The sequence below is a fragment of the Parageobacillus thermoglucosidasius genome (assembly GCF_001295365.1).
In the GTDB taxonomy this organism is placed as follows: Bacteria; Bacillota; Bacilli; order Bacillales; family Anoxybacillaceae; genus Parageobacillus; species Parageobacillus thermoglucosidasius.
Genome location: NZ_CP012712.1, coordinates 1,330,674 through 1,355,077 on the forward strand (window position 1 = coordinate 1,330,674; position 24,404 = coordinate 1,355,077).

Consider the following 24,404-nt stretch of genomic DNA (forward strand, 5'->3'; position numbering starts at 1 on the left):
GGAGGAGATTGGGAAAACCGGAAGAAGCGCGCCGGATAGGCAGAGAGAATGCGCGGCACAGTCAAAACATATCAGCAAGAAAAGATCAGCCGCGGAAAAATTCAAGTATATGCACTGATGGAGCGCCTGACGAATGCGGCGGGACGCGAAGGGAAACGAAGCATGTAAGTGATGTGCGAAAATTAAGAAATGTGCGGTGAAAAAGGGTTGACAATGATATTCACAGTGATATGATATACTCAAATAAAAAAATTTCATAGGTAACGCACAATCCACTAGGGGGGCCTTCAGAAAGGCTGAGATCAAAGTGTGCCTTTGAGACCCTTAGAACCTGATCTGGGTAATACCAGCGTAGGGAAGTGGAGTGGCGCAGTCGTGAGTTTTTCCGTGTTTTTCCGGCGACTAGTGTTTAACACCACTTTCTTTACGCTTTTGTAAAGGAAGTGGTGTTTATTTTTTAAAGGGGAGATGAAAATGTCATTTGCAGTGGAATTGCGAAAAAAGGCCGATGCCATTTGGCAGGCAAGTTTTGAACATCCTTTTGTGAAGCAGTTGGGGGAAGGAACGCTAGATCTTACCCGTTTCCGTTATTATGTCATGCAGGATGCGTATTATTTGCGCCACTTTGCGAGAGTGCAAGCGCTTGGGGCGGCGAAGTCTCCGGATTTGGCGACAACCGCGCGCATGGCGCATCATGCCCAAAGCACATGTGAAGCGGAATTATCTTTGCATGAAACGTTTGCCGAATTGCTTGGGATCACGGAAGAAGAAAAAGCGTCATTTATCCCGGCACCAACTGCATACGCATATACGTCGCATATGTACCGGGCCGCGTACGAAGGGCATTTAGGAGATGTGGTTGCAGCGATTTTGCCGTGCTATTGGCTCTATTATGAAATTGGCGAGAGATTAAAAGATTGCAAGCCAAAAGAGCCAATCTATCAGAAATGGATAGGAACATACAGTTCCGAATGGTTTCGCAGCTTGGTGAAAGAGCAAATTGCCCGTTTGGATGCGATCGCCAAAGCAGTTACCGAATCCGATCGCAAGCGGATGGAGCGGCATTTTCTGATTAGCAGTGAATATGAGTATGAATTTTGGGAAATGGCATATCGTTTAGAAACATGGCCATCAGCAAGAAAGGAGAGCAAAAATCATGCCTGCAACAACTAAAGGATTGAAGCTTGTTGATATTTTAACAACCATTGTGATTTCAGTTGTTTTTGGGATCATCTATAAAATTTGGGGGCCACTTTATTACGCTGTCAAGCCATTTGGCTTCCATCTCGATCAATTGATTTATGGCATGTGGTTCATCGCTGCGTCGGTGGCGTACTTGTTGATCCGTAAACCGGGCGTCGCGCTATTGGCGGAAATTGCTGCTTCTTCTGGGGAATTTATTATGGGTTCCGAATGGGGATTAGAAGTGCTCCTTTACGGAGTTGTACAAGGACTTTTAGCGGAAGCAGTGTTTGCCGCGTTTCGCTATAAACGGTTTGACGCATTCGTCGTGTCGCTTGGGGCGGTTGGCGCGACGATCGGTTCGCTTGTGATGGATTTTTACAAAGGGTATATTGACGCGCTGGCTCCTTGGAACTTGGCGTTATTCCTTATCGCCCGCTTTCTCGGCGCGATTGCCATTTCCGGCGTTTTCGCTGCTTCGCTTGTTAAGGCATTGGAAAAAACGGGAGTGGTGCAAATGTTGCGCCCGGCTTCGAAAGATGATTACGACGCGCTTGACCGTTAAAAAGGTGGCGTATGAACGATGAAAGCGATAGCTTCTGTGGAACGGTTGCGCTTGAAATTTCCTGGGAAAGATACGCTGTTATTCAAAGATTTATCGCTCACATTTTATGAAGGCGAAAAAGTGTTGTTGCTCGGTCCATCCGGGTGCGGAAAATCGACATTGTTGCAAGTGCTGTCTGGCTTGATTCCGCATTCGATTGACATTCCGATGAAAGCGGAACGAGTGCTGCTTCCCGATCATTGGGGTTATGTCTTCCAAGATCCCGATTCGCAATTTTGCATGCCGTTTGTCGATGAAGAAATTGCTTTTGCGCTTGAAAACATCGGCGTGCCGCGAGAACAGATGAAAGAGAGGATTAAGAGTCTGCTAGAAGCGGTCGGCCTTTTTGTCGATCCTCATACCGATATTCACACGTTATCGGGAGGGATGAAGCAGCGGCTCGCCCTTGCTTCCGTGCTCGCGCTTGAGCCGGATGTGCTGTTTTTGGACGAACCGACAGCGATGATTGACGAAGAGGGAACGAAAGAAATTTGGCAGACAGTCAAACGAATCGCTCGTGACAAAACGGTGATTATCGTCGAACATAAAATCGATCATGTGCTTGATTTTGTCGATCGGATTATTTTATTGAACGATCAAGGCGAAATCATTGCCGATGATCAAGCCAAAACTGTGTTTTCTAGCTACAAGGACGTCATTGCTTCCCAAGGCATTTGGTATCCCGGCGTTTGGGACGAATATATGGCAAAGCGCCAATACCAGCGGCCGACCGTCCAACAAGAGGAAATCATTCATCTCCGCCACTTCCGCGGCTTCCGTCTGCGCGATGTGAAAATATGCATCGAAGAAGCGACCGTGCGCGCGGGAGAATGGATTGCTATTACTGGCAAAAACGGTGCCGGGAAAAGCACATTGTTGCATGCATTGATGAGGCTGATCCGCACAGACGGAACGTATGAGTTATACGGGAAAGACAGCAAGCAGCTGAAACAGCTTCATCGTTTGCTTGCATTTGTCTTTCAAAATCCAGAATTTCAGTTTGTCGCTAATTCTGTGCGGGAGGAAATTGCGTATTCGCTTCGTTTGGAAAAACGAAAAGAAGAGGAAATTGCAGAGACGGTTGAACAATTGCTGCATCGCTTCCACCTTTGGGAACAGCAACATCAACATCCATACCAGCTTTCGATGGGACAAAAACGCCGTTTAAGTGTGGCTGCTTCGATTGTAAGCGGACAGCGAATTTTCCTGCTCGATGAGCCGACGTTTGGGCAAGACGCGAAAAATACGTTTGCGCTGCTTGAACTGTTGGAATCCTATCGCGGGCAAGGGGCAGCGATTATGATGGTCACCCATGACGAAAACATTGTCAACCATTTTGCGACAAGAAGATGGGTGATTGAAGACGGACAGCTTGTGAAAGATGAACCAATTTTGCAACAGCCGCCCAAAGCGGCGGTGCCGTCCGTGTAGGGGGAATAGACACCGATGAAATGGAACATTCGTTATCGAGAAACGTGGCTACATCATACGAATCCGAGCTTAAAGCTGATTGTGCTTATTTTGCTGTTTATCGGCGTGTTGTTCGTGCACAACCCAAATGTTTTAATTAATTTTTCGTTTGGACTTCTCTTGTTATTTATGTTGTATACCGGCTATCCGTGGAAGTTTTTGCTGCTGTTATTTTTGCCGTTTTTCCTTGTATTTGTTTCAACTGCGTCATCGATGGTTTTGTTTGGCGAAGGGAAGACGACATGGTTTCGCTGGGGACTTATCCATGTGACGGAAGAGAGTTTTTTGCGCGGAATGCATCTTGGCTTTCGCGCGCTTTCATTCGCGCTCCTTGGGCTTTTGTTTTCGCTGACGACAAGGCCGGTCCGCTTATTTTACTCGCTGATGCAGCAGTTAAAGTTAAAGCCAAAATATGCTTACAGCTTTTTAGCCGGCGTCCGTTTAATCCCGATTATGATTGAAGAATTTCAAACAGTAAGAAATGCGTTAAAGGTAAGGGGGGATGCCAATAAAGGGGTGTTTGCAAAAATGAAGCGATATGCGATCCCGCTTTTATCCCAAAGCATCCGCCGCGCTCAGCGCATCGCGGTTGCGATGGAAGCAAAACGTTTTTCGGACGGCGCCAAGCGGACGTTTTATTATGAAATCGGGTTTGGCAAAAACGATGTCGTGCTTGTCGTTGTTTTTATCATAGTGGCGGCAGCGGCTTATTATGCGGGAGTTCATTATCCGTACATTCCGGTGGAAGATGTGCGGTAGAAAGCAAGGGATGAAAGTGGAAAGACAGCTTCACATTATTTCGACAGGCAAACAGCCGTTAGAGCAATTCGTTGCGATTTGCGCCCGCGTTCATCCGTATGTCGATGCGATCCATGTGCGGGAAAAAAGGAAAACAGCGCGGGAAATTTCCGAGTTTCTCACCGAGTTGATCGAAAGGGGAATACCGCCAAAGAAAATCATTGTCAATGATCGGATTGACGTGGCAGTTGTTTTTGGAGTTAAAGGCGTCCAGCTTGCACATCATAGCTTATCTGTACACCAAACGAAACGTCATTTTCCGTCGTTGTCTGTCGGCTGTTCGGTTCATTCGCTTGAAGAAGCGATGGAAGCGGAAAAAAGCGGCGCCGATTATTGCATATACGGCCACATCTTTCCAACGGCAAGCAAGCTAGGAGCGCCGCCGCGCGGAATAGAATCATTGCGGAATATCGTCCATCATGTGAATATTCCGGTGATTGCGATTGGCGGCATCCATTCTGATAATGCGGAGCAAGTGCTGCAAGCTGGCGCGCATGGAATTGCCGTCATGTCGGCGGTATTTTGCGCTAAAGATCCCGTTAGTGAAGCAAAAAAACTCGCAAAAATCGTTAAGAAAATGGCATGAACGGGAAAGAAAACGTTATCAAAAAAAGAGGGGAGATTTACATGGAACGCCACCATTATGATGTCGCGATTGTCGGAGGCGGAATTATCGGCGCTTCCATCGCCTTTCAGTTGGCGAAACGCCATTTCCGCATCGGTGTGTTGGAAAAAGGGCGGATGGCAGGCCAAGCGTCCAGCGCGGCAGCAGGAATGCTTGGCGCCCAGTCTGAATTTGCCGAAGAGAGCCCGCTTATTCCGCTTGCATTAAAAAGCCGGGCAATGTTTCCTCCGCTTGCGGAGGAATTAAAAGAACTTACCGGCATCGACATTGGGCTTGTGCAGAAAGGCATGTTAAAAGTGGCAGTGACGGAGGAAGAAGCAGCGGCTCTTCGCCGCCATTACGAATTTTGGCGGCATACCGATGAACCGGCACACTGGCTGTCAGGTGACGAATTAGCGGAAATGGAGCCGAACGTTTCCCGCGATTTAACGGGCGCCATGCATCTTCCAGCAGACGGGCAAGTGAGCGCTCCTGATTTGGCTTTCGCCTTGGCGAACGCTTCGGTTGCCTATGGAGCAAAATGGCATGAGTATACGGAATTCATCGATTTCCATCAGGAAAATTATTCTTATGTAATCCATACCAATCACGGTGAGATCGCAGCAGATGCCGTGGTGGTGGCGGCGGGAGCATGGTCTTCGCAGGTGCTTGAAAAAACGGGCATTTCGTTGCCAATGTATCCCGTCAAAGGGGAATGCCTTTTGGTAAAAACGGAAAAACCGCTAATTCAGGCGACCGTATTTGCGGAAAACGGCTGTTATATCGTGCCAAAACGTGGCAACCGGCTGCTGATCGGGGCGACGTCGATGCCGCGCACATTTGACCGAAAAGTCTCGGTTCAAGGAATCATGAGTTTGCTGGAACGGGCGCAGCGGCTTGTTCCGGGATTGAAAAATGCCGAATGGGAAAAAGCGTGGAGCGGCACCCGTCCGCAAACGGGTGATGGATTGCCGTACATAGGAAAACATCCCCGCTACGAGCGCGTCTGGGTTGCCACCGGCCATTATCGGAACGGGATTTTGCTAAGCCCGGTCACCGGCGTACTGTTGGCCGATCTCATTGAAGGAAAAGAAAGCGAGAACGATCTTGCCCCATTTTCGCTGACACGATATCAAACAAAGGTGGGAAGGCAATGAGACTGATTATTAACGGCGAATCGATCCAAATCCCCAATGAAGTGAAAACGGTCAGTGATTTGCTCGCCCATTTTCAATTGAATAAAAAAATCGCGGTTGTGGAAGTTAACTTAACGATTATCCCAAAACAGCAATATGAGACAACGGCGTTATGCAATGGAGATAAAGTTGAAATCGTTCACTTTGTGGGAGGCGGTTGATATGTTAAAAATCGGACCATATGAATTTCAATCAAGACTGTTGCTCGGAACAGGAAAATATCCAAATATGGAAGTACAAAAGCAAGCGGTCGAAGTGTCAGGAGCGGAAATTTTAACGTTTGCTGTACGGCGGATGAACATTTTTGAACCAAACCAGCCGAACTTTTTGGAAAATTTAGATCTGACAAAATATAAACTTCTGCCGAATACGGCCGGGGCGAAAACAGCCGAGGAGGCAGTGCGGATCGCACGGCTCGCCAAAGCGTCGGGATTATGTGATATGATAAAAATAGAAGTGATCGGCTGTGAAAAAACATTGCTTCCAGACCCAGTCGAGACGTTGAAGGCGGCAGAGATATTGTTGGAAGAAGGATTTATCGTTCTTCCATACACTTCTGATGACGTCGTGCTTGCAAAACGGCTGCAAGAGCTTGGCTGCCACGCGGTTATGCCGGGCGCTTCCCCGATCGGATCCGGACAGGGCATTGTCAATCCGTTAAACTTAAGCCTCATTATTGAGCAGGCGACCGTCCCTGTGATTGTTGACGCTGGAATTGGCAGCCCGGCGGATGCGGCGATGGCAATGGAGCTGGGAGCTGACGGAGTGTTGTTGAACACTGCCGTTTCCGGTGCGGCCGATCCAGTCAAAATGGCAAAAGCGATGAAGCTTGCCGTGGAAGCCGGACGTCTCGGCTATGAGGCAGGCAGAATTCCGAAAAAACGGTACGCAACAGCAAGCAGCCCAACGGAAGGAATGAGTGTTGTTTGAATGAACGGTATTCTCGACAAGAATTGTTTGCGCCAATCGGCGAAGAAGGGCAACAAAAAATAGCAAAAAAGCATGTGCTTGTGATTGGTGCGGGCGCATTAGGAACAGGAAATGCGGAAGCGCTCGTGCGCGCTGGCGTCGGCAAAATCACAATCGTTGACCGCGATTATGTCGAATGGAGCAATTTGCAGCGCCAGCAATTATATGGCGAAGCGGATGCAAAAGAACATATCCCGAAAGCAATTGCGGCAAAGCGGCGGCTTGAAGAGGTCAATTCTGATGTTATGATTGATGCCATTGTCGGCGATGTAACGGCGCAAGAGCTCGAAGAACTCATCAGCGAGAGAAAACCCGATCTTTTGATCGATGCGACGGATAACTTCGATACGCGCATGATCATCAATGATGCCGCGTATAAATATCACATTCCATGGATTTACGGCGCATGCGTCGGGAGCTATGGCATCAGCTATGCATTTATCCCGGGAAAATCCCCTTGTTTTCACTGCCTGCTTGAGACGGTGCCAGCGGGCGGGTTGACATGTGATACGGCTGGAATTATCAGCCCGGCTGTGCAAATGGTCGTCGCGTATCAAGTGGCCGAAGCGCTGAAAATTCTTGTGGAAGATTGGTCATCGCTCCGGAATAAGCTCGTTTCGTTCGATTTATGGAAAAACCAGCATGCGGCGATCCGCGTGGATCAAGTAAAAAAAGAGGATTGCCCGACTTGCGGCGCTCATCCGTCATATCCTTACCTTTCTTATGACCATCAGACGAAAACGGCGGTGTTATGCGGGCGAAATTCCGTGCAAATTCGCCCGGCTGGGCAACGGCATTACGATTTGCAGGAGCTTGCCGAATTATTTGCCAAACAAGGATTGCGCGTAGATGCCAACCCGTATCTTGTCTCTGTGTCGCTCGGAGAGCAGCGGCTTGTCGTCTTTCAAGATGGCCGCGCGCTCATTCATGGGACAAAAGATATCCAAGAAGCAAAAACCATTTATTATCGTTATTTAGGATAGGAGCTTCGCTCTTTTGCGAAGCTCCTTTTTGCTTATCGCTTGCCATGATGAACTCCTCCCTTCTCCTTCTTGGCAAAACAGCTGTGCGGGAAGTAATAAAATTGTCGAAAATTTGTATAAAATGTCTTGCGTATCGAAAATGGCGCTGTGTTACCATGTAATGGGGATGACTATTGTTTAGGAGGGGCATTGAATGGAAGAATTATCTGTAACATTAAATATTGCTTCATTGCTCGTGCTCGTGTATTTGATCGGTTCATGCGTCATCGAATCATAACAAAACTGCAGGAATCATCCTGCAGTTTTGTAATATTACGTTAAGATGATAGGCATTTGGTGAAAAATTTGATATGATAATCATAAATCATATAAATAATTATAGATCTAACGTAAAGCAATGTTTTTTATTTAGGAGTGTGAAGATTCTTTGGAAGAGTTGCCACTGAGTCTGTTGGGATGGTTTTTTCTTTGTATTGTTTTAACCGCTTTCTTTTCTTCGGTGGAAACCGCATTTTCCTCAGCGAATAAAATTCGCCTGAGAAATTATGTGGAAGAAAACCACCGTGGCAGCAAGCGAGTTAATTATATTGTTGAAAATTTAGACCGCGTCTTGTTGACGGCACTTGTGGCAAACAGAATCGCAGGCATTGTTGCCGTCGCGTTTTTAGTGGACATCGCGACAACAACGCTTGGAGAACGGGTCGGTCTTATTGTTGCGGTTATCGTCATGACCGTGTTTTTGTTAATCTTCGGTGAAATTTTGCCAAAATCGATCGCGAAAGAGCATGCGGAATCATTGTCGATTCGTTATGCGGCAATTGTTTACGCATTGATGAAACTGCTTTCCCCGATCACCATATTATTTAATGCCGTAAGAGATCGTGTAGTGAAATGGTTTACAAATGGAAAGGCTGTTCCTGCGGTAACGGAAGAAGAGATTAAAGTAATGATTGACTTAAGTGAGGAAGAAGGCATCATTGACAATAAAGAAAAAGAATTAATTCATCGTTCGCTCGATTTTGATGAAATTTTAGTTGGCGAAATTTTTACGCCACGGTCCGATATGGTTGCGGTCGAAGTCAATCAGCCTATTGGGGAAATTCGCGATGTTTTCTTAACAGAAAAGTATTCTCGCATACCGGTATATGAAGAAGATATTGATAATGTGATCGGCATTTTATCGGAAAGCGACTTTTTTAGTGAGCTTGTGCAACAAAAAGAGATCGACGTCCGTGCGCTGCTGCGCAAACCGTTGTTCGTCGTCGAATCGATGAAAATTTCTGATCTGTTGCCGGAATTTCAAAAAAGCAAAGTGCATATGGCCATTGTCGTTGATGAATTTGGCGGTACGGCGGGATTAATCACGCTTGAAGATATTATTGAACAAATTGTTGGGGAAATATGGGATGAGCATGATGAAGCGGTGAAAATTATCCAACAAATCGATGAAAACAGTTATGAATTTAATGCTGAACTTCCGCTTGATGAATTTTGCGAAATAATGAAAATCGAAGCACCGGAAAGCTCTTCCCATACGCTTGGCGGTTGGATATTTGAAATGTTTGAACGCGTCCCTAACGTTGGCGAAACGCTGCATTACGGTCCGCTGACGCTGACTGTGCAGCAAGTCGAAAACCGCCGAATTAGGAAAGTGCTTGTTTCATTAAATGAGCCGCCGTTAGTGGAAAATATGTAAGGGGCGTGAAGCTCCTTTTTTTGTGACTATAACGGAATAATGTTTTGTATCCTCTTTCTATTTGACATCTTATACAAACTTTTTTACTATAACATATGTCACGAAAACCAATCGGAATGATGGAGGTTCCAATATATGAAAAGATTTTTTCACAAAAGTTTGCTTCTTTTATTGACAGCTTCGATTTTACTGTTGGCCGCATGCGGCAATCAGCAATCCAACGAAAAATCGGGCAAGAAAGAAACGGATTTGCTAGCGCAAGTGAAAAAAGAAGGAGAATTACGCATTGGAACAGAGGGGACATATCCGCCGTTTACGTTTCATGATCAAAGCGGAGAGTTGACCGGTTTTGACGTGGATTTAGCAAGGGAAGTAGCGAAGCGTCTCGGCGTCAAGCCTGTGTTTATGGAAACACAGTGGGATGCGATGTTCGCGGGATTGGATGCAAAACGGTTTGACATGATTGCCAATGAAGTCGGAATTCGCCGCGACCGGCAGAAAAAATATGATTTTTCTGATCCGTATATTACTTCTATGGCGGTGTTAGTCGTCCATAAAGATAACAATAAAGTATCTAAATTTGAAAACATAAAAGGACTGAAAGCGGCACAATCGATGACAAGCAATTTTGCGGATTTGGCGCGGTCGTACGGCGCGCAAATTGTTGGCGTGGAAGGATTTAATCAAGCGGTCGAATTGTTAAGTTCTAAGCGGGTGGACGTTACCATTAACGATAACTTATCCGTTCTTGATTTTCTAAGACAAAAGCCGAACGCGCCAATTAAAATAGTGGCAAAGCATAAGGAAGCTTCGCAAAGCGGGTTTATGTTCCGCAAAGGCAGCGACACGTTAGTGGAAGCTGTGAATAAAGCGTTAGAAGACATGAAAAAAGACGGCACATATGACAAAATTTACGAGAAATGGTTTGGTGCAAATGTATCTAAATAATCTGATGATCGACCCTGAACGGGCAGACCGGTTAGCATCGATCGCGCAAAGTTCTCTTCTCCCGCTGGTGAAGGGGGCTTTGTATTATACGATTCCACTGACGGTGATAACATTTGCCATTGGATTAATATTGGCGATTGCCACGGCATTGGCGCGCATTTCCGGAGTGAAAGCGTTAGAAATCATCGCGAGAATATACGTATCGGCCATCCGCGGAACACCGCTTCTTGTCCAGTTGTTTATTATCTTTTACGGCTTGCCGAACATCGGCATTACGATTCCTTCGTTTCCTGCGGCTATCATTGGTTTTTCGTTAAACGTCGGTGCGTACGCTTCAGAGATTGTCCGCGCTGCGATCTTATCGATTCCGAAAGGGCAGTGGGAAGCGGCGTATTCGTTAGGAATGACAACGGGACAGGCGTTGCGCCGGGTTATATTTCCGCAAGCGGCGCGCGTGTCGATTCCACCGCTGTCAAATACGTTTATCAGTTTAGTCAAAGATACATCGCTTGCCTCGCTCATCCTTGTTTCGGAAATGTTCCGCAAAGCGCAAGAAATTGCCTCGACGAACTATGAATTCCTGCTGTTATACACGGAAGCGGCAATCATTTATTGGATTATTTGCTTTCTGCTGTCCATTGTGCAAAACCGAATCGAAGAACGTTTAAATCGTTACATTGCACGATAGCGATAAGGAGATACGATAATGATTTCTGTTCAAGGCTTATATAAACAATTTGGAGACGTAGAAGTATTAAAAGGCATCGATCTTACGGTGGAAAAAGGAAAAGTAGTGGTCATTATCGGTCCATCGGGTTCAGGGAAGACAACGTTTTTGCGTTGCCTAAACGTGCTTGAGATGCCAACAAGAGGGAAAATTTCGATAGCGGATAGACAGCTTGATTTTTCGCATCCTGTGACGAAACAGGAGATTCATGAATTTCGCCGGCTGACAGGAATGGTGTTCCAAAGCTATAATTTGTTCCCCCATATGACCGCCCTTGAAAACGTCATGGAAGGACCTGTCACGGTCAAGAATGAAAAGAAAGAGCACGTGCGCGAGAGAGCGATGGCGTTGCTGGAGAAAGTAGGGCTGAAAGATAAAGCCCATCATTATCCGTTTCAACTGTCTGGAGGGCAGCAGCAGCGCGTTGCGATCGCGCGGGCGCTTGCCATGGAACCGGAGGTCATGCTGTTTGATGAACCGACATCAGCGCTTGATCCAGAGCTTGTCGGTGAAGTGCTGAAAGTCATGAAAAGTTTGGCGAATGAAGGAATGACCATGATTGTCGTCACTCATGAAATGAGATTTGCGAAACAAGCAGCCGATGAAGTGGTTTTTATGGATGGGGGAGTCATCGTGGAAAAAGGAGCTCCAGAACAGTTGCTCGTTTCTCCCAAACATGAACGCACAAAACAATTTCTACAACTTATCGAGTAATAAAACAAATGAAGCCCCTGGCAGACGCGCCTGGGGCTTTAGCCATATATAAAGTTGTTATTGAACGTTGCCGAATTGACCACCAAGTTGTTGTTGAGCTATTGCGACAAGGCGTTTTGTAATTTCTCCGCCAACAGAACCGTTTGCGCGAGACGTGGTGTCAGGACCAAGGTTAACGCCAAATTCTTGGGCGATTTCATATTTCATTTGATCGATTGCTTGTTGCGCACCAGCGACTAGCAGTTGATTAGAATTGTTGTTACGTGCCATGTGTAATCATCTCCTTGTTTAAGTTTTGATGGATGGTTGGGTCGGCTGGATTTGCACCAGCAACGCATGCTGTTATAAGCATGCCGCCAAACTTGGCTGAACCCAATGTGTTGTTTGGCGATGCTATTCATAGTGTGAAACGTTTTTCGTTGCTTATTCATTTTTGTTTTATGGAAATTTTTTACGTTTTACAGTTGCCGATGTTAGGGAATATGTAACATTAAGGAATGGTTTTTTAGGAGGCACATCATGAGCATTTGTCCGCTTTGCAACGGCTTGTATAATTTGACGGTGCTTTGTTCTTATTGCCAGCAACAAATGGAAGATCACGGGAAGGTTACCGATTATGTTGATGATTACAGCCCTTATATGGATACAGATATGATGAAATTGGTCGATGGATATCCGGAGACATTCACTCATCATGAATGTGTGCATCTTTTTTACTGTCCGCGCTGCCGCCAGGAGGAAGTGAAATGGATAAAAGAATAGGCTCCAGCTTTTTGCGGCTAGAGCCTGATTGTATTATTTTTCATCAGCGGAACGGATTCGTTTTTCTGTTTCGATATCAAAAAAGTGTGCTTTGTTCATATCCAATGCAAGATCTAGCTGGTAACCCGGCTTAATCTCGGTGCGCGCGTCAATGCGTGCAACAAATTCCTGGCCGTTAATGTTCGAATAAACCATCGTCTCAGCACCGAGCAGCTCGGCAACTTCGACGTTAGCGGTAATTTTCGTGTTTGGAGACGCTTCGATAAAGACAGGTTCGTCATGAATGTCTTCCGGACGAATCCCTAAAATGACTTCTTTCCCAACATAGCCTTGCTCACGAAGCACTTTCATTTTTCCTTCTGGAACGCCAAAAGTAATGTTGCCGATAACAAATTTGCCATCTTGCAACGTCCCTTTTAAGAAATTCATGGCAGGGGAACCAATAAAGCCGCCGACAAAAATATTTTCTGGTTTTTCGTACACTTCTTTTGGCGTGCCGACTTGTTGGATGACGCCGTCTTTCATGACAACAAGCCGTGTTGCCATTGTCATTGCTTCCGTTTGATCGTGCGTGACGTAAATCGTCGTCGTTTCCAACCGTTGATGCAATTTGGCAATTTCCGAACGCATTTGCACGCGCAGCTTTGCATCCAAGTTCGAAAGCGGCTCGTCCATTAAAAATACTTTTGCGTCACGGACGATGGCACGTCCTAGCGCGACGCGTTGGCGCTGTCCGCCGGAAAGCGCTTTTGGTTTGCGGTCTAAGTATTGTTCAAGGCCGAGAATGCGCGCTGCTTCACGAACCCGGCGATCGATTTCTGATTTCGGGAATTTTCTTAATTTTAAACCGAACGCCATGTTATCGTAAACGCTCATGTGCGGATAAAGCGCGTAGTTTTGGAACACCATCGCGATATCGCGATCTTTTGGTGGCACGTCGTTCATGCGTTTGCCGTCAATATATAAGTCGCCTTTCGAAATTTCCTCAAGACCGGCAATCATCCGCAACGTTGTCGATTTGCCGCAGCCGGACGGGCCGACAAAGACGATAAACTCCTTATCTTTAATATGTAGATTAAAATCTTTAACGGCAGTCACGTTGTTATCATAAATTTTATAAATATGCTCTAAACGAAGCTCTGCCATATTCTCACTCCCTTGTGATGAAATCGGTTTCAACCACTTTCAGCGTACCGGAAAATGATAGAATTCGTAAATGGACAACATGCACAAAAAAAGAGGGGGGATTTCCGGCAAGTTGATGAATAGAAAAACGTTAGACCGGATTTATTCAGTTGAACGGACTTGAATTCCGGAAATTTGCTGCTTTTTCTGCGCAAATTCGCGATTGGATAAGAACGAAGGATGCGCTGATGTGTGCGCATGCCCGCTTAGATGGGCATGATTTTCCAGAAGCGGCCACTTGGCCAAAAATCATGGAGCAGCTTAATGGTTTGTGTACTCTTGTATCAACATGGCCAGATAAACGGCGACCGCTCCTTGAAAATGTTTAATATCCATTCCTGTTTTTTCGATAAATTTATCAATGCGGTATTGTAAACTATTGCGGTGCATATATAGCTTTTTTGCCGCTAAGGAAACGTTAAGATCGCATTGGAAAAATGTTTTGATGATAGGAAGCCATTCATCATCCAATGTTTCCAAAAAAGGGAGGGACTTTTTGACCGCCTCCAATTCAGCATGATGAATGAGCAGCAGCGGAATGATATCTTCCATTTGATATACCGTTTGTTTTGGCATATATGTTTGCGCTAATTGAAAACAGCGTCTTTCATGGCAAAATGATTCATAAAGCTGGCTGCTGTATGGATGAATTTGCCCAATAAATAAATGAAGGGTGACATAAAAATCAGTCGATAGCGTGTCAATAATTTCGGCAAATGGCAGCGGCTCCGGCGTTGGCTTTCGTTTTTTTTCAATAATGACACCGCGATGATCGTGTTCCCAAACGATCATAATATGTTCAGGAAACAACCCGCTTATCGTATCGTAAAAATCATTTTTATTTGCTATAGATTGCTTTGTCCAAAAGTGAATAAAGCGATAATACGGAGAATGGGAGGAAAAATGTTGCAACATCGTGGAATCCCCGTGCACGATCCATCTGTGCCATGCCATTTCTTCATCGCTCATCATGCGATCCGTGTCCGGAATCGGTGTCAGAAAAATCGATAATAACTGTTTTTCTTGTTCCGATAGACGCTGTTTACAAATTCCGATTTTATCGCCATCTTTCGTATAAAACCATTCATATGCAGCGATGTCGTCGACTTGCTCATTAATGACGATCGCGTCCTTATAGTATGATTGCAGCTGTTCAAGAAGCATAGCGATGTTTCCTTTCTTCATCATTAATGTTTTTTACTTAATTAATTATACAAAAAGCAAAGCCGATTTTCCCGGTAAAAGGGAAAATCGGCTTTGCAGTCGTTACGTCGATTCATAAGGTGGTTCTTCCTTAACTAAATTGCGTGTTTCCTCGATGTTTACGGCATCACCGTGGCCGTGGACATAGCCGCCAGCCATTCCTTCATTGATCATACGGTCGATGTCCATAAAGTATTGATCGCGCCCTTCATGGCGAGAATCTTGGCGAGATGGTTTGTTTTGCTCCATCATGGTGAGACCCTCCTTGTTTTTTCTAGTTTGTGTGATGTGGGAATAGATTATCCGCCTTGATCATATATATGACAAAAAATCGGACAAGCAAGGAGGGAGAGGCTGGTGTATGCTGTGAAACAACTGCTGCGCGCGACAAGAAAATCAGCGCAGCTAGCAAAACAGCTGGAGGAAATAGTGGACGATGAAATGTGGAAGCAGCAATTGGCATTGTATTTAGAGGACATCCATCGCCAATATCAATTATGGCAATACATTCATTATTTGCTTGCGGGGGCATATGAAGAAAGCGGTGAAGAAAAGACGGTAAAAGCGCCGGTTGCTGTTCTTGTGCATGCGCTTTGCTTCAATGAATTGGATAAAGGGATGCTATGCCAAAAAGCGCGTGAAAAGTTGTCGGGCGCCGCGCAAAAGGCGGCGGACCGCGCATTGCAACAGGCGATTCAATATAGCCGGCTATTTTTTACGATGATGCAAACCCAGTTAGTTCCTCAAATAGAGCGATAAGTTGCTTTGTTCCGGAGCGTTGGATGTCCGGTTCGTCAAAAATCATCGGTTTGGCGTTTAGTTCATACACATATAACTGTCCATCTTTGCTTCGGCCGATGTCTGCAGAAAACTCGCCGATGAATCCGAAATGTTTGCTTATTTCTTTCCCGCATTCGTCCATGATATCGCGCAGCAGACTTTCATCGATCCGGTTTTTCACCTTGGAATACGGCAGAAGCTTCCCGCCGTTTAGAATATGTGTCGTCAGTTGCTGCGCTTGCGCCAGACGCGCGCCGATGCCGCTTATGGCGTAAGTGCCGCGCCGGTAATGGACGAGAACGCGCAAATCATAGCGGCTGCCTTTCCACGTATCGGCATCGATCGCTTGTTGGGCGACATAGCGACCCGAGGCAAATAACGGGGCAAGCTCGCCAAGGGAGGCAAGCGTTTTTTGGCCGTTTATGTGCTCATACATGACATATGTTTGCGAAGGGGAAGAAGTTAAACGAAAAATTCCTTTTCCTTTCGCTCCTTCATTTGGCTTGATGTAAACACTCCCGTATATTTGCAACATCATTCGTATATCGTCAACACGCTGAACTTTAATCGTTGCCGGCAAATGCGGCCGCAATCGCTCGTTGTTTTGCAATGCTTCGTATAGTTCCCATTTCGTCAAAAAAGAACGATTAAAAAACGGGATGCGGAGATGGTCTAAAAGCGCAATGGTTTGCTGAAACGATTTTGTTTTTTCGTCTGCTCTGCTTTTGACGCGGTTGTAAACAACGTCGGGAAGCGGAGCAGTAACAGGCATCCACCGTTCGAGCTCATTAACGAATACATATCCTTGGACGGATCGTTCCGCGATGGCGCTGAACGGGAGCACGATGCTGACGCTTCCCGCTTTTTGCAGCGAATGGGCGATGAGTTCGACATATTGTTTTTTTCGTTTTAAAAGCGCAGGAATGGATGATTCGCTAATCATAATGCCGACAAACGGCCCGATTTTTCCGTTTCTTTCTTTCACAGGAAGGGAAAAAGATGGGGCATCGTTGGCAAAACGCAGCCGGTGCTGGTAGCCAAACATGTAGGAACGGTTTTTGTCTTGGTGAAACCATTGCTTTTTTTCATGATTGTAGAAAATGACCGTCATGTGAATAGCGCCTCTCGTTTATCCGTCGTTTTCTTGCTTAAATAGACAGCGTATGCAAGTGAAAGCATCGCTGTTAATTCATCATATTGTTTTAACTTCGGATGTGTAAAGATGGATCGCCCCGGCTTGGAATTTGCTTCAAACATCCAAATCCGATGTTGCCGGTCGATGCCAAGATCAAATCCGATTTCGCCAATATTCATCTGAAGCTGCTCCTCAAGGCAGCGGCTTAAAGTAAGAGCGGCATCGCAAAGTTGCCGGAGGATATGGCCGCGAACGCTTTGGTCAGGAAAAATTTCCTCGATTGTTTTGACAGTGCCGCCGCTGTGAATATGGGTTGTCACGCTCGTTTTTTCAGCGATTTTTGCTGCGATCGCGCTCACTTGCCAATTTCCTTCTTCGTTTTTATTTGTATGAACGCGAAAATCGACTTTTCTTCCGTTGATTTCAATAAGACGGATCCCTTGTTGAATAATATATGAGTTTAATTTTTTTTGTTGGGAAAAGATATTTTTCCATAAAGAAGATAACGTTGGGAACGATTGCGAGCGGTTTGTGCCTTGTTTATCGCGAAACCGGCATTCATACTTCATGTTTTTCTTTAAAATATGGTGAATGCCGAGACCGTGGCTGCCGTTGGCAGGCTTTAAATATACTTCGCCATAACGGTTTAAAAATTGTCCGGCGGTCTCGATTGTAGGAGAAAAAGATGTGTCAGGAAGATATGGCCGCGATAGCGGATGTTTTTCCAGCAGACGGTATACTTCCCGTTTGTTAAAAAAGTTTTCGTTAAACCAAGGGATTCCGTATGCGGTCTTTAATGTTTCTTTAATGGCTTGGAATGTTTCGTCATTTTCGATCCGCCGGTTTGGCAGACGATTGTAAATGACGGCTGGAAACGGAACTTCATGTTGTGTCCAGCCGCTGTCTGTATAAAAATAGCCGGTTATCGTTCCTTTTTCCCAGTTGATATGATGGGCGCCGAAAACAAAGGCGAATACTCCAACCTTTTTTTCTTGCGACAGCAATTTGGCAAAGAAAAAGCTTCGTTTTCTGACTGGACGAAGCGGCGATTTCGTAAATCCGGCGGTGAAAATGCCGACGAGCGGGCCAAGATGGACGGTATCTTCATCGAAAAATACGTGAACGTCGGCAGAAAATGGGATGTATAAGCGTTTGGCGACATCATTCGCAATGATAATTTGTTTGTCTAAAAGCGGGGATGAGATGAAACGGCATGGCGTTGACATGCTGCCAAACGCTACCATCGTTTGCCCGGAAAGGGAAATGTCAGGAGGAAGGTAAATCGTATTTTCTTCCCCTTCTTGTATGATTAATGAATATTTCATCGGACATTCACCCCGTTTGCGAGAAACAGGCAATAGCGGAGGGGGGCTTCATAGATAGTGTCACGCTTTTCAGGAGCGAGCGCAGTTATGATTTTGCGGCCTGGCTTGGAATTGACATCGATCAGCCATACGCCTCCTTCCTCTGTGATGCCAAGATCAAGACCTAATTCAAACAGCGGCCCGAACTTCTCTTCCAAGTATGATGGCAGCACGGTCGTTATTGTTTCGATTCCGTCGGTGATAAAAAGGCGCTGCGGGGCAGGAATTTGCTTGAACCATTCAGAAAAACCGGAAATGGAAGCACCGGCGCTGACGTTGGCGATGATTGTTCCCGGAGCCCCGACTCTTATTCCTCTGCCGCGTTCGCTCCATTGTCCATATTCATTTTTTTGGAAGAAGAAACGCACATCAAACGGCTCATTTTGCTTCGTTTTTAAAGGCAAAAACGGTTGGATCAAGTACGAAGAGCGGCGAAGCAGTGTTTCCACCCATTGTTGCAAATCGGTTTTTCGCTTGATGGTGGCGATGGTTTGGCCGTTTGTGTCCAAAATATGCAGATGTCCTTCCACTTGTTTAACAACATAAATGCCCTGGCCCCGCGAACCGTGTTCAGGCTTGCAAATGGCGGCTTTTTCTTTCCGGATCATGTGCAGCAAATCGGTTGGGGAACGAAGAAGCGTAGTTTTAGGGACATAATGGGAAAGAAGTGGATGATCGATAAGCTTTTTATACAACTCCCATTTACTTGGGAACCCGTATCCTAAAAATGTAATATCCGGGCGCTGTTTGAGCCATTGCATGATCGGTTTGCTTTTTTTCGAACGTTCATCCGCGCGGTAAAAGCAGCGGTCATATAAAAAGGCGGGAATAGCAAACACGCTCTCGGTCCATGATTGCGTGGCGGCATGAAACTGCCGGCCGCGCGCTTTTTCCGTCAACGGGTCAATATCAAGCGGGGTAAAGCGGAAGACGGTAATGCCATAACGCTCAGCCCGTTTCGCAATTTCCGTAGAATAATCAATTTCTTGCCGGTCATTGATCGTAACGAATCCAAACGAAATCAATGGGACTCACTCCTTTTGTGCGATCAGAAATAAACAATAGTCAATAATCGCTTTAGCGGAAGGACGAATAAGGACGTTGGGCATGACCGCATCCGTTTGTTTGGATGGTTTTGTGTTTACTTCGATGATCCACGGTTTGTTTTCTTGATCGATCGCTATATCAATGCCAAATTCTCCATATAATCCGTCAGCTTCGCTCGCCAGTACGGAAGCTGTTTCAAGCGCGATTTCTTTTAACAATGTTTTTAGCCAGAACGCTTTGTTCCGCCCATACCATTGCCTGAGCACGGTATCGATGGAAACGATTTCTCCGCCGCGGGCAAGGTTAGACACAAATTGTTCTTGCTGGGCGATGCGCGCGACTGCGGATGTCACGCGCCATTCGCCGCCATAGATGCGGTGGCATGACAGCCTGAAATCAACGGGGCGCCCGTCCATCGTCTGGATGGCGATGCCTTGTTGAATGATGGCTGCCGACTTTATTCGTTCCTTCAAGGCCGCAAACAGCGACGAAGTAGAAGCGTATTGCCGCACCATCTCTTTTGTGAGTATAGAGGAATCAAGGAGAAAATCGTTTCCCGTTTTTTCGATGCGAAAAATATGGCGCCCTTGGCTGCCATGAACAGGTTTAATAAAAATAACGGGAAATTGCTCGAGAAAATGCTCGAGCGTTTGTTTGTGCGCGAACAATTCCGTTTTCGGCAAATATGGATGCAAGTGCGCATGGTTCAGCAAATGCTCATGCACTTCCCATTTGTGCAAAAAGCGATGGTTAAACATAAGGACATGTTCATCTTCGAGCTTGCGGATAAGGCGCTCAAATAAGCGGGAATACTCCGCTTTTCGCGAATGGATGCGGTTATAAATGACTTTCGCCGGCGGGACTTCTGTTTTTGTCCATTCCCCGTTTATCCACTGATAGCCAATTTTTTCATTTTCTAAGTACATCGGTAAAGAGGTAACATATAGAGTTAAATGATGGTGTTTGCTATATTCTGCTAATTCCTTGCAAAATTCATGTATGGATCCAAAGGAAACGTGTGAGTCTGTCGTCTGAGCTATTTCCGTCATTACGGCGATGGAATGGGGATGATTCATTGTTCTCCCTCATTTATGCTTTCGTTTCCCAATTTCCTATCATGAAAAATCAGGCAACCGTTTCATATCGTATCGTATGATTCTCGCCTAATTTTGGTGATAATGGACTGCGAGATAAGGAAAAGAAACATAAGGACAAATTTTTTTATTTGTTGTTTGTGATTGCCGTTGGACGATGATTGGCAAAAGGAACTGATTCCACGTTAAAACGGGGGAATTATTTTGTGCCTGTTGTTAAACGAATAGAATGTGCCCCTTTTGCTGCGGTGGCAAGGCCGGGGGCAAAAAGTCTCTTCATCGCTTCATGATCGGCGTTTGGCACGATCGCCCGCTGGCTTCATTGTCCTATATCGGGAACAAATCATAGACGGATGGGTCCCGAAAGCAGCAGGCGGACGATGGACGGATGGTCAAACTGCCGGTATTTCTGCTCTCAAAGCCGCGTTTTCCGTCAAACGCTTTGCAGAAACGGTTTTGCCGGTGTTGCGGCGCGAGTTTTAATAAGTGCATTATTATTGGGCGGAATCATTGGTTTATGGCTGTTAGGTTGTTCCGTTTTTCGTAAGTCATATCGCTTTTTCTTGGCGCATACGTTATGATAGTGATATGTTACTTTTTTGCTAGGAGGCTTTTTTATGTCGAACCAACTATATGCCCTTGCCGAGCAACTTGGGCAAGCGATCCGGGCAAGCAGCGATTTTCAACAATTGCAGCAGGCGTACGAAGCGGTGCGCCGCGATGAAACGGCGTACCGCATATTTACGAATTTTCGCGATTTGCAAATGCGCCTTCATGAAAAACAAATGACAGGTGTTGAAATTTTGCCGGAAGAAGTGGAACAAGCGCAAAAAGCGATGGCGCTCGTTCAGCAAAACGAAAAGCTTGCCCAGCTGATGGCGCTTGAACAACGGATGAGCATGGTGATGGCAGATGTTCAGCAAATTGCAATGAAACCGCTGGAGGAATTGTATCGTTTATTTACAGAATAAACGCGGACACTCATATTGAGTGTTCTTTTTTTGTCCGGTTTATCATAGCTATGAAGTGATGGGAAAGAAAAGCGGCGGGGCGCTAAACCGTGCAAGAAAAGCGAATGTGAAAGAGAGAAGCAGGCAAGATTCAACTTTTTCAAAAAGGGGGAGACGGCGTGGCATATAAGTTGCTTGCTCTCAATATTGACGGAACGATTTTAAAAGATAACGGCCGCCTGCAGCGGGAAACGAAAGAAGCGGTCGAATACGTAAAACGAAAAGGAGTTTACGTGACGTTGATGACAAGCAGAAATTTGCTTGCGGCGCGAAAAATCGCAAAGGCGTTAAAATTGAACAGCGAATTGATTACATTTCAAGGAGCAATTATCGGGAAATCGCTGAATGCAAAAATATTTGAAGCGCTTATTCCGGAAGAGCGAACATTTAATATCGTGCAGGTGCTCGAAAATTTCCATTGCAACATTCGATTGCTGCATGAGCGTTATTCGATCGGCAACCGGAAAAAAGTGCAAAAAAATTTAGTGGCGAAAACGGTGTTATCCTCTGGCGATCCGTTTTTTTATCCGACCCAGTTTGTTGATTCGCTTGGTGACATATTAATCGATGAGCCATTAGCAGTCCCGAAAATAGATGTGTATTTTGCCAATGAAAAAGAGCGGAATGAAGCAGCAGCGGTATTGGAAAAGGCGTTTCCGGCCATCGATATGATCATGCAGCAAAACGGAAAGATGGAAATTGTGGCGCGGGGGGTGTCCAAACTTGCAGGATTGCAACGTCTTGGCAAACATTTAGGCATTTCTTTGAAAGAAATGGTTGTGATCGGCGATGGACTGGACGATATGCCAGCGATTGAGGCAGCTGGATTAGGAGTCGCGATGGGAAATGCACCGATGGAAGTGAAAAAAGTGGCTGACTGGGTGACGCGCTCGAACGAACAGCTCGGAGTTGCTTACATGGTGAAAGAACATTTCCGCAAACAGCAACGTTTAGAATTTCTCCAAAAATTGAAAATGAAACGATAAAAATGAAAGCTGGGATAATTCGTCCCGGCTGCTTTTCTTATTGGAGAATCTCTCCGCTTGACGAAGCAGAATCTCCTTCTGTACACTGGAATAAGCTTGATGTGGAAAGGTGATGCCATTGCGTATCCATATCGAAGGGTTGCACGATACCGGGCGGTTCCAGCGCCCGTTGGAAGTAATCACAGGATTATTTTTTGAAAAATATGAGCTAGTGCTTGAGCCGGGTGATGGCGCAGATATCACCGTCGCGTTTTCCATAAGCGGCGACAAGCGCGTTCATGTCCGTGGAATATTGAGCGAAAAATCGACGGAAAATAAATATGAAGCAAATCATGAAAAAGATGTATCCGGCAGCTTTACGGAGAAAGAGCGTTTCAAACAAGTAAAGTACGCGGTCCTTTCTGTATATGTGACGTTATTGCAGCAATATACCGGCCTTATTCAACAATGGGGCGTGCTGACGGGAATCCGCCCTGTCAAATTATTGCATAAAATGCTGCGCTCTGGGCTTTCACAAGAGGAAGCGCACCGCCAGCTTCGCGAAGAATATTTAGTGACAGATGAAAAAATTGAGCTGATGCAAGAAATCGTCGACCGCCAGCTTGCTGTCGTGCCTGATTTATATGATCTTGCCCATGAGGTGAGCATTTATATCGGCATTCCGTTTTGTCCGACGAAATGCGCATATTGCACGTTCCCGGCTTATGCCATTAACGGGCGCCAAGGTTCTGTCGATGCTTTTTTAGCCGGGCTGCATTACGAAATGCGGGAAATCGGCCGCTTTTTAAAAGAGCGCGGCATCAATATTACGACAATTTATTACGGCGGCGGCACGCCGACGAGCATTAGCGCGGAGGAAATGGACCAACTGTATGCGGTGATGTATGAGGCATTTCCGAACATCGAGCGCGTCCGCGAAATCACGGTCGAAGCGGGGCGTCCCGACACGATTACGCCGGAAAAGCTGAACGTGCTTAAAAAATGGAATATCGGCCGCATCAGCATTAATCCGCAATCGTACATTCAAGAAACGTTAAAAGCGATCGGCCGCCACCATACGGTCGACGAAACGATAGAAAAATTCCATCTCGCCCGCGAAATGGGGATGAATAACATTAATATGGATGTCATCATCGGCCTTCCGGGAGAAGGGATAAAAGAGTTCTCTCATACATTGGCGCAAACGGAAAAACTGATGCCGGAATCGTTAACGGTGCATACGCTTTCCTTTAAACGGGCATCGGAAATGACGAAAAACAAAGCGAAATACAAAGTCGCCGGCCGCGGCGAAATCAGTGAAATGATGAAAGCAGCGCAAGATTGGACGAAGCGGCACGGCTACGTTCCGTATTATTTGTACCGGCAAAAAAACATTCTCGGTAACCTTGAAAACGTTGGCTATGCCTTGCCGGGAAAAGAAAGCATCTACAACATTATGATTATGGAAGAACAGCAATCCATCATCGGGCTCGGTTGCGGCGCTTCGAGCAAATTTGTCGATCCGAAAACGCGGACAATAACCCGCTTTGCCAACCCGAAGGAGCCGAAAGCGTATAACGAAAACTTTGCCCGCTATACGGAAGAAAAATTAAAAATGATGGAAGCATTGTTTGGATAGGACAGGCTTTAGACAATGTCTTGAGCCTGTTTTTTTGTAGTTTATAAAAGAAATGGCGCAGGCAGTGATCATTCGTTGAAGAAATGGAGGATAACAATAGCCGCCATCATAAGAACAAAGCCAATAATCACATACCCAATCCATCTGATTCCGTTAGGCAGGGAATCCATCTGAAAGCTTTTTCGGTTCCATGCGCCTCCTGTGATCCTTTGCAAGTCTTTGAGCGGTGTTAAGACTTTATCGCTATCATGGGGAGGATGTTCTATTAATTGTGTTTCATGTATATCTTTTCCTTCCTTCACTGTTCTCACTTCCCTTTCTGTGCAAAG

General features: G+C 45.8%; 28 protein-coding genes and 1 riboswitch. Of the genes, 19 read left to right on the forward strand and 9 right to left on the reverse strand.

Annotated features, from left to right (window positions below):
- The first annotated feature begins 267 nt into the window (after positions 1-267).
- Positions 268-375, forward strand: a riboswitch (TPP riboswitch).
- A gap of 99 nt (positions 376-474) precedes the next feature.
- From tenA to AOT13_RS06640, 13 genes are all read left to right on the forward strand, one after another.
- Positions 475-1,173 carry a thiaminase II gene (tenA, locus tag AOT13_RS06580; protein ID WP_013877375.1) on the forward strand — a complete coding sequence of 233 codons (699 nt, stop codon included), beginning with the start codon at positions 475-477 and terminating at the stop codon, positions 1,171-1,173.
- On the forward strand, positions 1,157-1,747 hold the full coding sequence (locus tag AOT13_RS06585) for an ECF transporter S component (protein WP_003252610.1): 591 nt from the start codon (positions 1,157-1,159) through the stop codon (positions 1,745-1,747). The genes tenA and AOT13_RS06585 overlap by 17 nt, the downstream gene beginning before the upstream one ends.
- A gap of 18 nt (positions 1,748-1,765) precedes the next feature.
- Positions 1,766-3,217, forward strand: coding sequence for an ABC transporter ATP-binding protein (locus AOT13_RS06590; RefSeq protein ID WP_013877374.1), 1,452 nt, complete (start codon positions 1,766-1,768; stop codon positions 3,215-3,217).
- 15 nt (positions 3,218-3,232) lie between these two features.
- A complete protein-coding gene (locus AOT13_RS06595; protein ID WP_013401534.1) occupies positions 3,233-4,015 on the forward strand; it encodes an energy-coupling factor transporter transmembrane component T family protein in 783 nt (260 codons plus the stop codon).
- Positions 4,016-4,025: 10 nt separating this feature from the next.
- Positions 4,026-4,640: a thiazole tautomerase TenI gene (tenI, locus tag AOT13_RS06600; RefSeq protein WP_041270115.1), complete on the forward strand. Its 615-nt coding sequence runs from the start codon at positions 4,026-4,028 to the stop codon at positions 4,638-4,640.
- 41 nt (positions 4,641-4,681) lie between these two features.
- Complete coding sequence (gene thiO, locus AOT13_RS06605) at positions 4,682-5,815, forward strand: glycine oxidase ThiO (RefSeq protein WP_013877372.1); 1,134 nt, start codon at positions 4,682-4,684, stop codon at positions 5,813-5,815.
- Complete coding sequence (thiS, locus tag AOT13_RS06610; protein WP_003252601.1) at positions 5,812-6,015, forward strand: sulfur carrier protein ThiS; 204 nt, start codon at positions 5,812-5,814, stop codon at positions 6,013-6,015. Before thiO ends, thiS begins: the two co-directional genes overlap by 4 nt.
- A gap of 1 nt (position 6,016) precedes the next feature.
- The gene (locus AOT13_RS06615) at positions 6,017-6,784 is read left to right on the forward strand and encodes a thiazole synthase (RefSeq protein WP_003252599.1); all 768 of its coding nucleotides are present in this window, start codon (positions 6,017-6,019) and stop codon (positions 6,782-6,784) included.
- The gene (locus AOT13_RS06620) at positions 6,781-7,806 is read left to right on the forward strand and encodes a thiazole biosynthesis adenylyltransferase ThiF (RefSeq protein ID WP_003252598.1); all 1,026 of its coding nucleotides are present in this window, start codon (positions 6,781-6,783) and stop codon (positions 7,804-7,806) included. The genes AOT13_RS06615 and AOT13_RS06620 overlap by 4 nt, the downstream gene beginning before the upstream one ends.
- A gap of 427 nt (positions 7,807-8,233) precedes the next feature.
- A complete protein-coding gene (locus AOT13_RS06625) occupies positions 8,234-9,502 on the forward strand; it encodes a hemolysin family protein (RefSeq protein WP_042383692.1) in 1,269 nt (422 codons plus the stop codon).
- A gap of 135 nt (positions 9,503-9,637) precedes the next feature.
- A complete protein-coding gene (locus tag AOT13_RS06630) occupies positions 9,638-10,450 on the forward strand; it encodes an amino acid ABC transporter substrate-binding protein (protein WP_013877370.1) in 813 nt (270 codons plus the stop codon).
- Positions 10,437-11,138, forward strand: coding sequence for an amino acid ABC transporter permease (locus AOT13_RS06635; RefSeq protein WP_035502352.1), 702 nt, complete (start codon positions 10,437-10,439; stop codon positions 11,136-11,138). Before AOT13_RS06630 ends, AOT13_RS06635 begins: the two co-directional genes overlap by 14 nt.
- Positions 11,139-11,156: 18 nt before the next feature.
- Positions 11,157-11,891, forward strand: a complete 735-nt coding sequence (locus AOT13_RS06640) for an amino acid ABC transporter ATP-binding protein (protein WP_003252590.1) — start codon at positions 11,157-11,159, stop codon at positions 11,889-11,891.
- 57 nt (positions 11,892-11,948) lie between these two features.
- Here the strand turns inward: AOT13_RS06640 and AOT13_RS06645 are convergent, their stop codons facing one another.
- Positions 11,949-12,161: an alpha/beta-type small acid-soluble spore protein gene (locus AOT13_RS06645; RefSeq protein ID WP_003252587.1), complete on the reverse strand. Its 213-nt coding sequence runs from the start codon at positions 12,159-12,161 to the stop codon at positions 11,949-11,951.
- Between the two features lie 249 nt (positions 12,162-12,410).
- On the opposite strand from AOT13_RS06645, the gene AOT13_RS06655 reads away from it, so the two are divergent.
- Complete coding sequence (locus AOT13_RS06655; protein ID WP_003252586.1) at positions 12,411-12,653, forward strand: hypothetical protein; 243 nt, start codon at positions 12,411-12,413, stop codon at positions 12,651-12,653.
- Positions 12,654-12,686: 33 nt separating this feature from the next.
- Here the strand turns inward: AOT13_RS06655 and AOT13_RS06660 are convergent, their stop codons facing one another.
- The 3 genes from AOT13_RS06660 to AOT13_RS06670 all read right to left on the reverse strand — a co-directional run bounded on the left by AOT13_RS06660 (position 12,687) and on the right by AOT13_RS06670 (position 15,293).
- The gene (locus AOT13_RS06660) at positions 12,687-13,799 is read right to left on the reverse strand and encodes an ABC transporter ATP-binding protein (RefSeq protein ID WP_003252584.1); all 1,113 of its coding nucleotides are present in this window, start codon (positions 13,797-13,799) and stop codon (positions 12,687-12,689) included.
- 300 nt (positions 13,800-14,099) lie between these two features.
- Positions 14,100-15,002: a PucR family transcriptional regulator gene (locus AOT13_RS06665; protein ID WP_003252581.1), complete on the reverse strand. Its 903-nt coding sequence runs from the start codon at positions 15,000-15,002 to the stop codon at positions 14,100-14,102.
- Positions 15,003-15,104: 102 nt separating this feature from the next.
- Positions 15,105-15,293, reverse strand: a complete 189-nt coding sequence (locus tag AOT13_RS06670) for a hypothetical protein (RefSeq protein WP_013401523.1) — start codon at positions 15,291-15,293, stop codon at positions 15,105-15,107.
- Positions 15,294-15,398: 105 nt separating this feature from the next.
- Here AOT13_RS06670 and AOT13_RS06675 point away from each other — a divergent pair, with 105 nt between their 5' ends.
- On the forward strand, positions 15,399-15,800 hold the full coding sequence (locus AOT13_RS06675; RefSeq protein ID WP_003252579.1) for a hypothetical protein: 402 nt from the start codon (positions 15,399-15,401) through the stop codon (positions 15,798-15,800).
- Here the strand turns inward: AOT13_RS06675 and AOT13_RS06680 are convergent.
- Genes AOT13_RS06680 through AOT13_RS06695 form a run of 4 tightly spaced genes read right to left on the reverse strand, consistent with a single transcriptional unit; the run spans position 15,757 to position 20,443 of the window.
- The gene (locus AOT13_RS06680; protein ID WP_003252577.1) at positions 15,757-16,932 is read right to left on the reverse strand and encodes a YheC/YheD family endospore coat-associated protein; all 1,176 of its coding nucleotides are present in this window, start codon (positions 16,930-16,932) and stop codon (positions 15,757-15,759) included. The two genes, AOT13_RS06675 and AOT13_RS06680, sit on opposite strands and share 44 nt — an antisense overlap.
- Entirely contained in the window at positions 16,929-18,281 is a 1,353-nt protein-coding gene (locus AOT13_RS06685) for a YheC/YheD family endospore coat-associated protein (RefSeq protein ID WP_003252575.1), read from the reverse strand. The genes AOT13_RS06680 and AOT13_RS06685 overlap by 4 nt, the downstream gene beginning before the upstream one ends.
- On the reverse strand, positions 18,278-19,345 hold the full coding sequence (locus AOT13_RS06690; RefSeq protein ID WP_003252573.1) for a YheC/YheD family endospore coat-associated protein: 1,068 nt from the start codon (positions 19,343-19,345) through the stop codon (positions 18,278-18,280). Before AOT13_RS06690 ends, AOT13_RS06685 begins: the two co-directional genes overlap by 4 nt.
- Positions 19,346-19,351: 6 nt before the next feature.
- On the reverse strand, positions 19,352-20,443 hold the full coding sequence (locus AOT13_RS06695; protein ID WP_003252571.1) for a YheC/YheD family endospore coat-associated protein: 1,092 nt from the start codon (positions 20,441-20,443) through the stop codon (positions 19,352-19,354).
- A 258-nt stretch (positions 20,444-20,701) separates the two neighbouring features.
- Here AOT13_RS06695 and AOT13_RS06700 point away from each other — a divergent pair, with 258 nt between their 5' ends.
- The 4 genes from AOT13_RS06700 (at position 20,702) to AOT13_RS06715 (ending at position 24,075) form a co-directional block, all read left to right on the forward strand.
- The gene (locus tag AOT13_RS06700) at positions 20,702-20,944 is read left to right on the forward strand and encodes a hypothetical protein (protein ID WP_041270114.1); all 243 of its coding nucleotides are present in this window, start codon (positions 20,702-20,704) and stop codon (positions 20,942-20,944) included.
- A 134-nt stretch (positions 20,945-21,078) separates the two neighbouring features.
- The gene (locus tag AOT13_RS06705; protein WP_003252570.1) at positions 21,079-21,432 is read left to right on the forward strand and encodes a YlbF/YmcA family competence regulator; all 354 of its coding nucleotides are present in this window, start codon (positions 21,079-21,081) and stop codon (positions 21,430-21,432) included.
- Between the two features lie 158 nt (positions 21,433-21,590).
- On the forward strand, positions 21,591-22,457 hold the full coding sequence (locus tag AOT13_RS06710) for a Cof-type HAD-IIB family hydrolase (protein ID WP_003252568.1): 867 nt from the start codon (positions 21,591-21,593) through the stop codon (positions 22,455-22,457).
- A gap of 112 nt (positions 22,458-22,569) precedes the next feature.
- On the forward strand, positions 22,570-24,075 hold the full coding sequence (locus AOT13_RS06715) for a coproporphyrinogen III oxidase (protein ID WP_013401518.1): 1,506 nt from the start codon (positions 22,570-22,572) through the stop codon (positions 24,073-24,075).
- Between the two features lie 68 nt (positions 24,076-24,143).
- Here the strand turns inward: AOT13_RS06715 and AOT13_RS06720 are convergent, their stop codons facing one another.
- Positions 24,144-24,377: a hypothetical protein gene (locus AOT13_RS06720; protein ID WP_013877366.1), complete on the reverse strand. Its 234-nt coding sequence runs from the start codon at positions 24,375-24,377 to the stop codon at positions 24,144-24,146.
- Positions 24,378-24,404 lie beyond the last annotated feature (27 nt).

Coding starts and splice junctions, on each gene's coding strand:
- AOT13_RS06660 (WP_003252584.1), bottom strand. CDS start 13,799: ATGGCAGAGCTTCGTTTAGAGCATATTTATAAAATTTATGATAACAAC.
- AOT13_RS06670 (WP_013401523.1), bottom strand. CDS start 15,293: ATGATGGAGCAAAACAAACCATCTCGCCAAGATTCTCGCCATGAAGGG.
- thiS (WP_003252601.1), top strand. CDS start 5,812: ATGAGACTGATTATTAACGGCGAATCGATCCAAATCCCCAATGAAGTG.
- AOT13_RS06595 (WP_013401534.1), top strand. CDS start 3,233: ATGAAATGGAACATTCGTTATCGAGAAACGTGGCTACATCATACGAAT.
- thiO (WP_013877372.1), top strand. CDS start 4,682: ATGGAACGCCACCATTATGATGTCGCGATTGTCGGAGGCGGAATTATC.
- AOT13_RS06705 (WP_003252570.1), top strand. CDS start 21,079: ATGTCGAACCAACTATATGCCCTTGCCGAGCAACTTGGGCAAGCGATC.
- AOT13_RS06665 (WP_003252581.1), bottom strand. CDS start 15,002: ATGCTTCTTGAACAGCTGCAATCATACTATAAGGACGCGATCGTCATT.
- tenI (WP_041270115.1), top strand. CDS start 4,026: ATGAAAGTGGAAAGACAGCTTCACATTATTTCGACAGGCAAACAGCCG.
- AOT13_RS06635 (WP_035502352.1), top strand. CDS start 10,437: ATGTATCTAAATAATCTGATGATCGACCCTGAACGGGCAGACCGGTTA.
- AOT13_RS06715 (WP_013401518.1), top strand. CDS start 22,570: ATGCCATTGCGTATCCATATCGAAGGGTTGCACGATACCGGGCGGTTC.
- AOT13_RS06615 (WP_003252599.1), top strand. CDS start 6,017: ATGTTAAAAATCGGACCATATGAATTTCAATCAAGACTGTTGCTCGGA.
- AOT13_RS06655 (WP_003252586.1), top strand. CDS start 12,411: ATGAGCATTTGTCCGCTTTGCAACGGCTTGTATAATTTGACGGTGCTT.
- AOT13_RS06695 (WP_003252571.1), bottom strand. CDS start 20,443: ATGAATCATCCCCATTCCATCGCCGTAATGACGGAAATAGCTCAGACG.
- AOT13_RS06630 (WP_013877370.1), top strand. CDS start 9,638: ATGAAAAGATTTTTTCACAAAAGTTTGCTTCTTTTATTGACAGCTTCG.
- AOT13_RS06585 (WP_003252610.1), top strand. CDS start 1,157: ATGCCTGCAACAACTAAAGGATTGAAGCTTGTTGATATTTTAACAACC.
- AOT13_RS06645 (WP_003252587.1), bottom strand. CDS start 12,161: ATGGCACGTAACAACAATTCTAATCAACTGCTAGTCGCTGGTGCGCAA.
- AOT13_RS06685 (WP_003252575.1), bottom strand. CDS start 18,281: ATGAAATATTCATTAATCATACAAGAAGGGGAAGAAAATACGATTTAC.
- AOT13_RS06590 (WP_013877374.1), top strand. CDS start 1,766: ATGAAAGCGATAGCTTCTGTGGAACGGTTGCGCTTGAAATTTCCTGGG.
- AOT13_RS06680 (WP_003252577.1), bottom strand. CDS start 16,932: ATGACGGTCATTTTCTACAATCATGAAAAAAAGCAATGGTTTCACCAA.
- tenA (WP_013877375.1), top strand. CDS start 475: ATGTCATTTGCAGTGGAATTGCGAAAAAAGGCCGATGCCATTTGGCAG.
- AOT13_RS06640 (WP_003252590.1), top strand. CDS start 11,157: ATGATTTCTGTTCAAGGCTTATATAAACAATTTGGAGACGTAGAAGTA.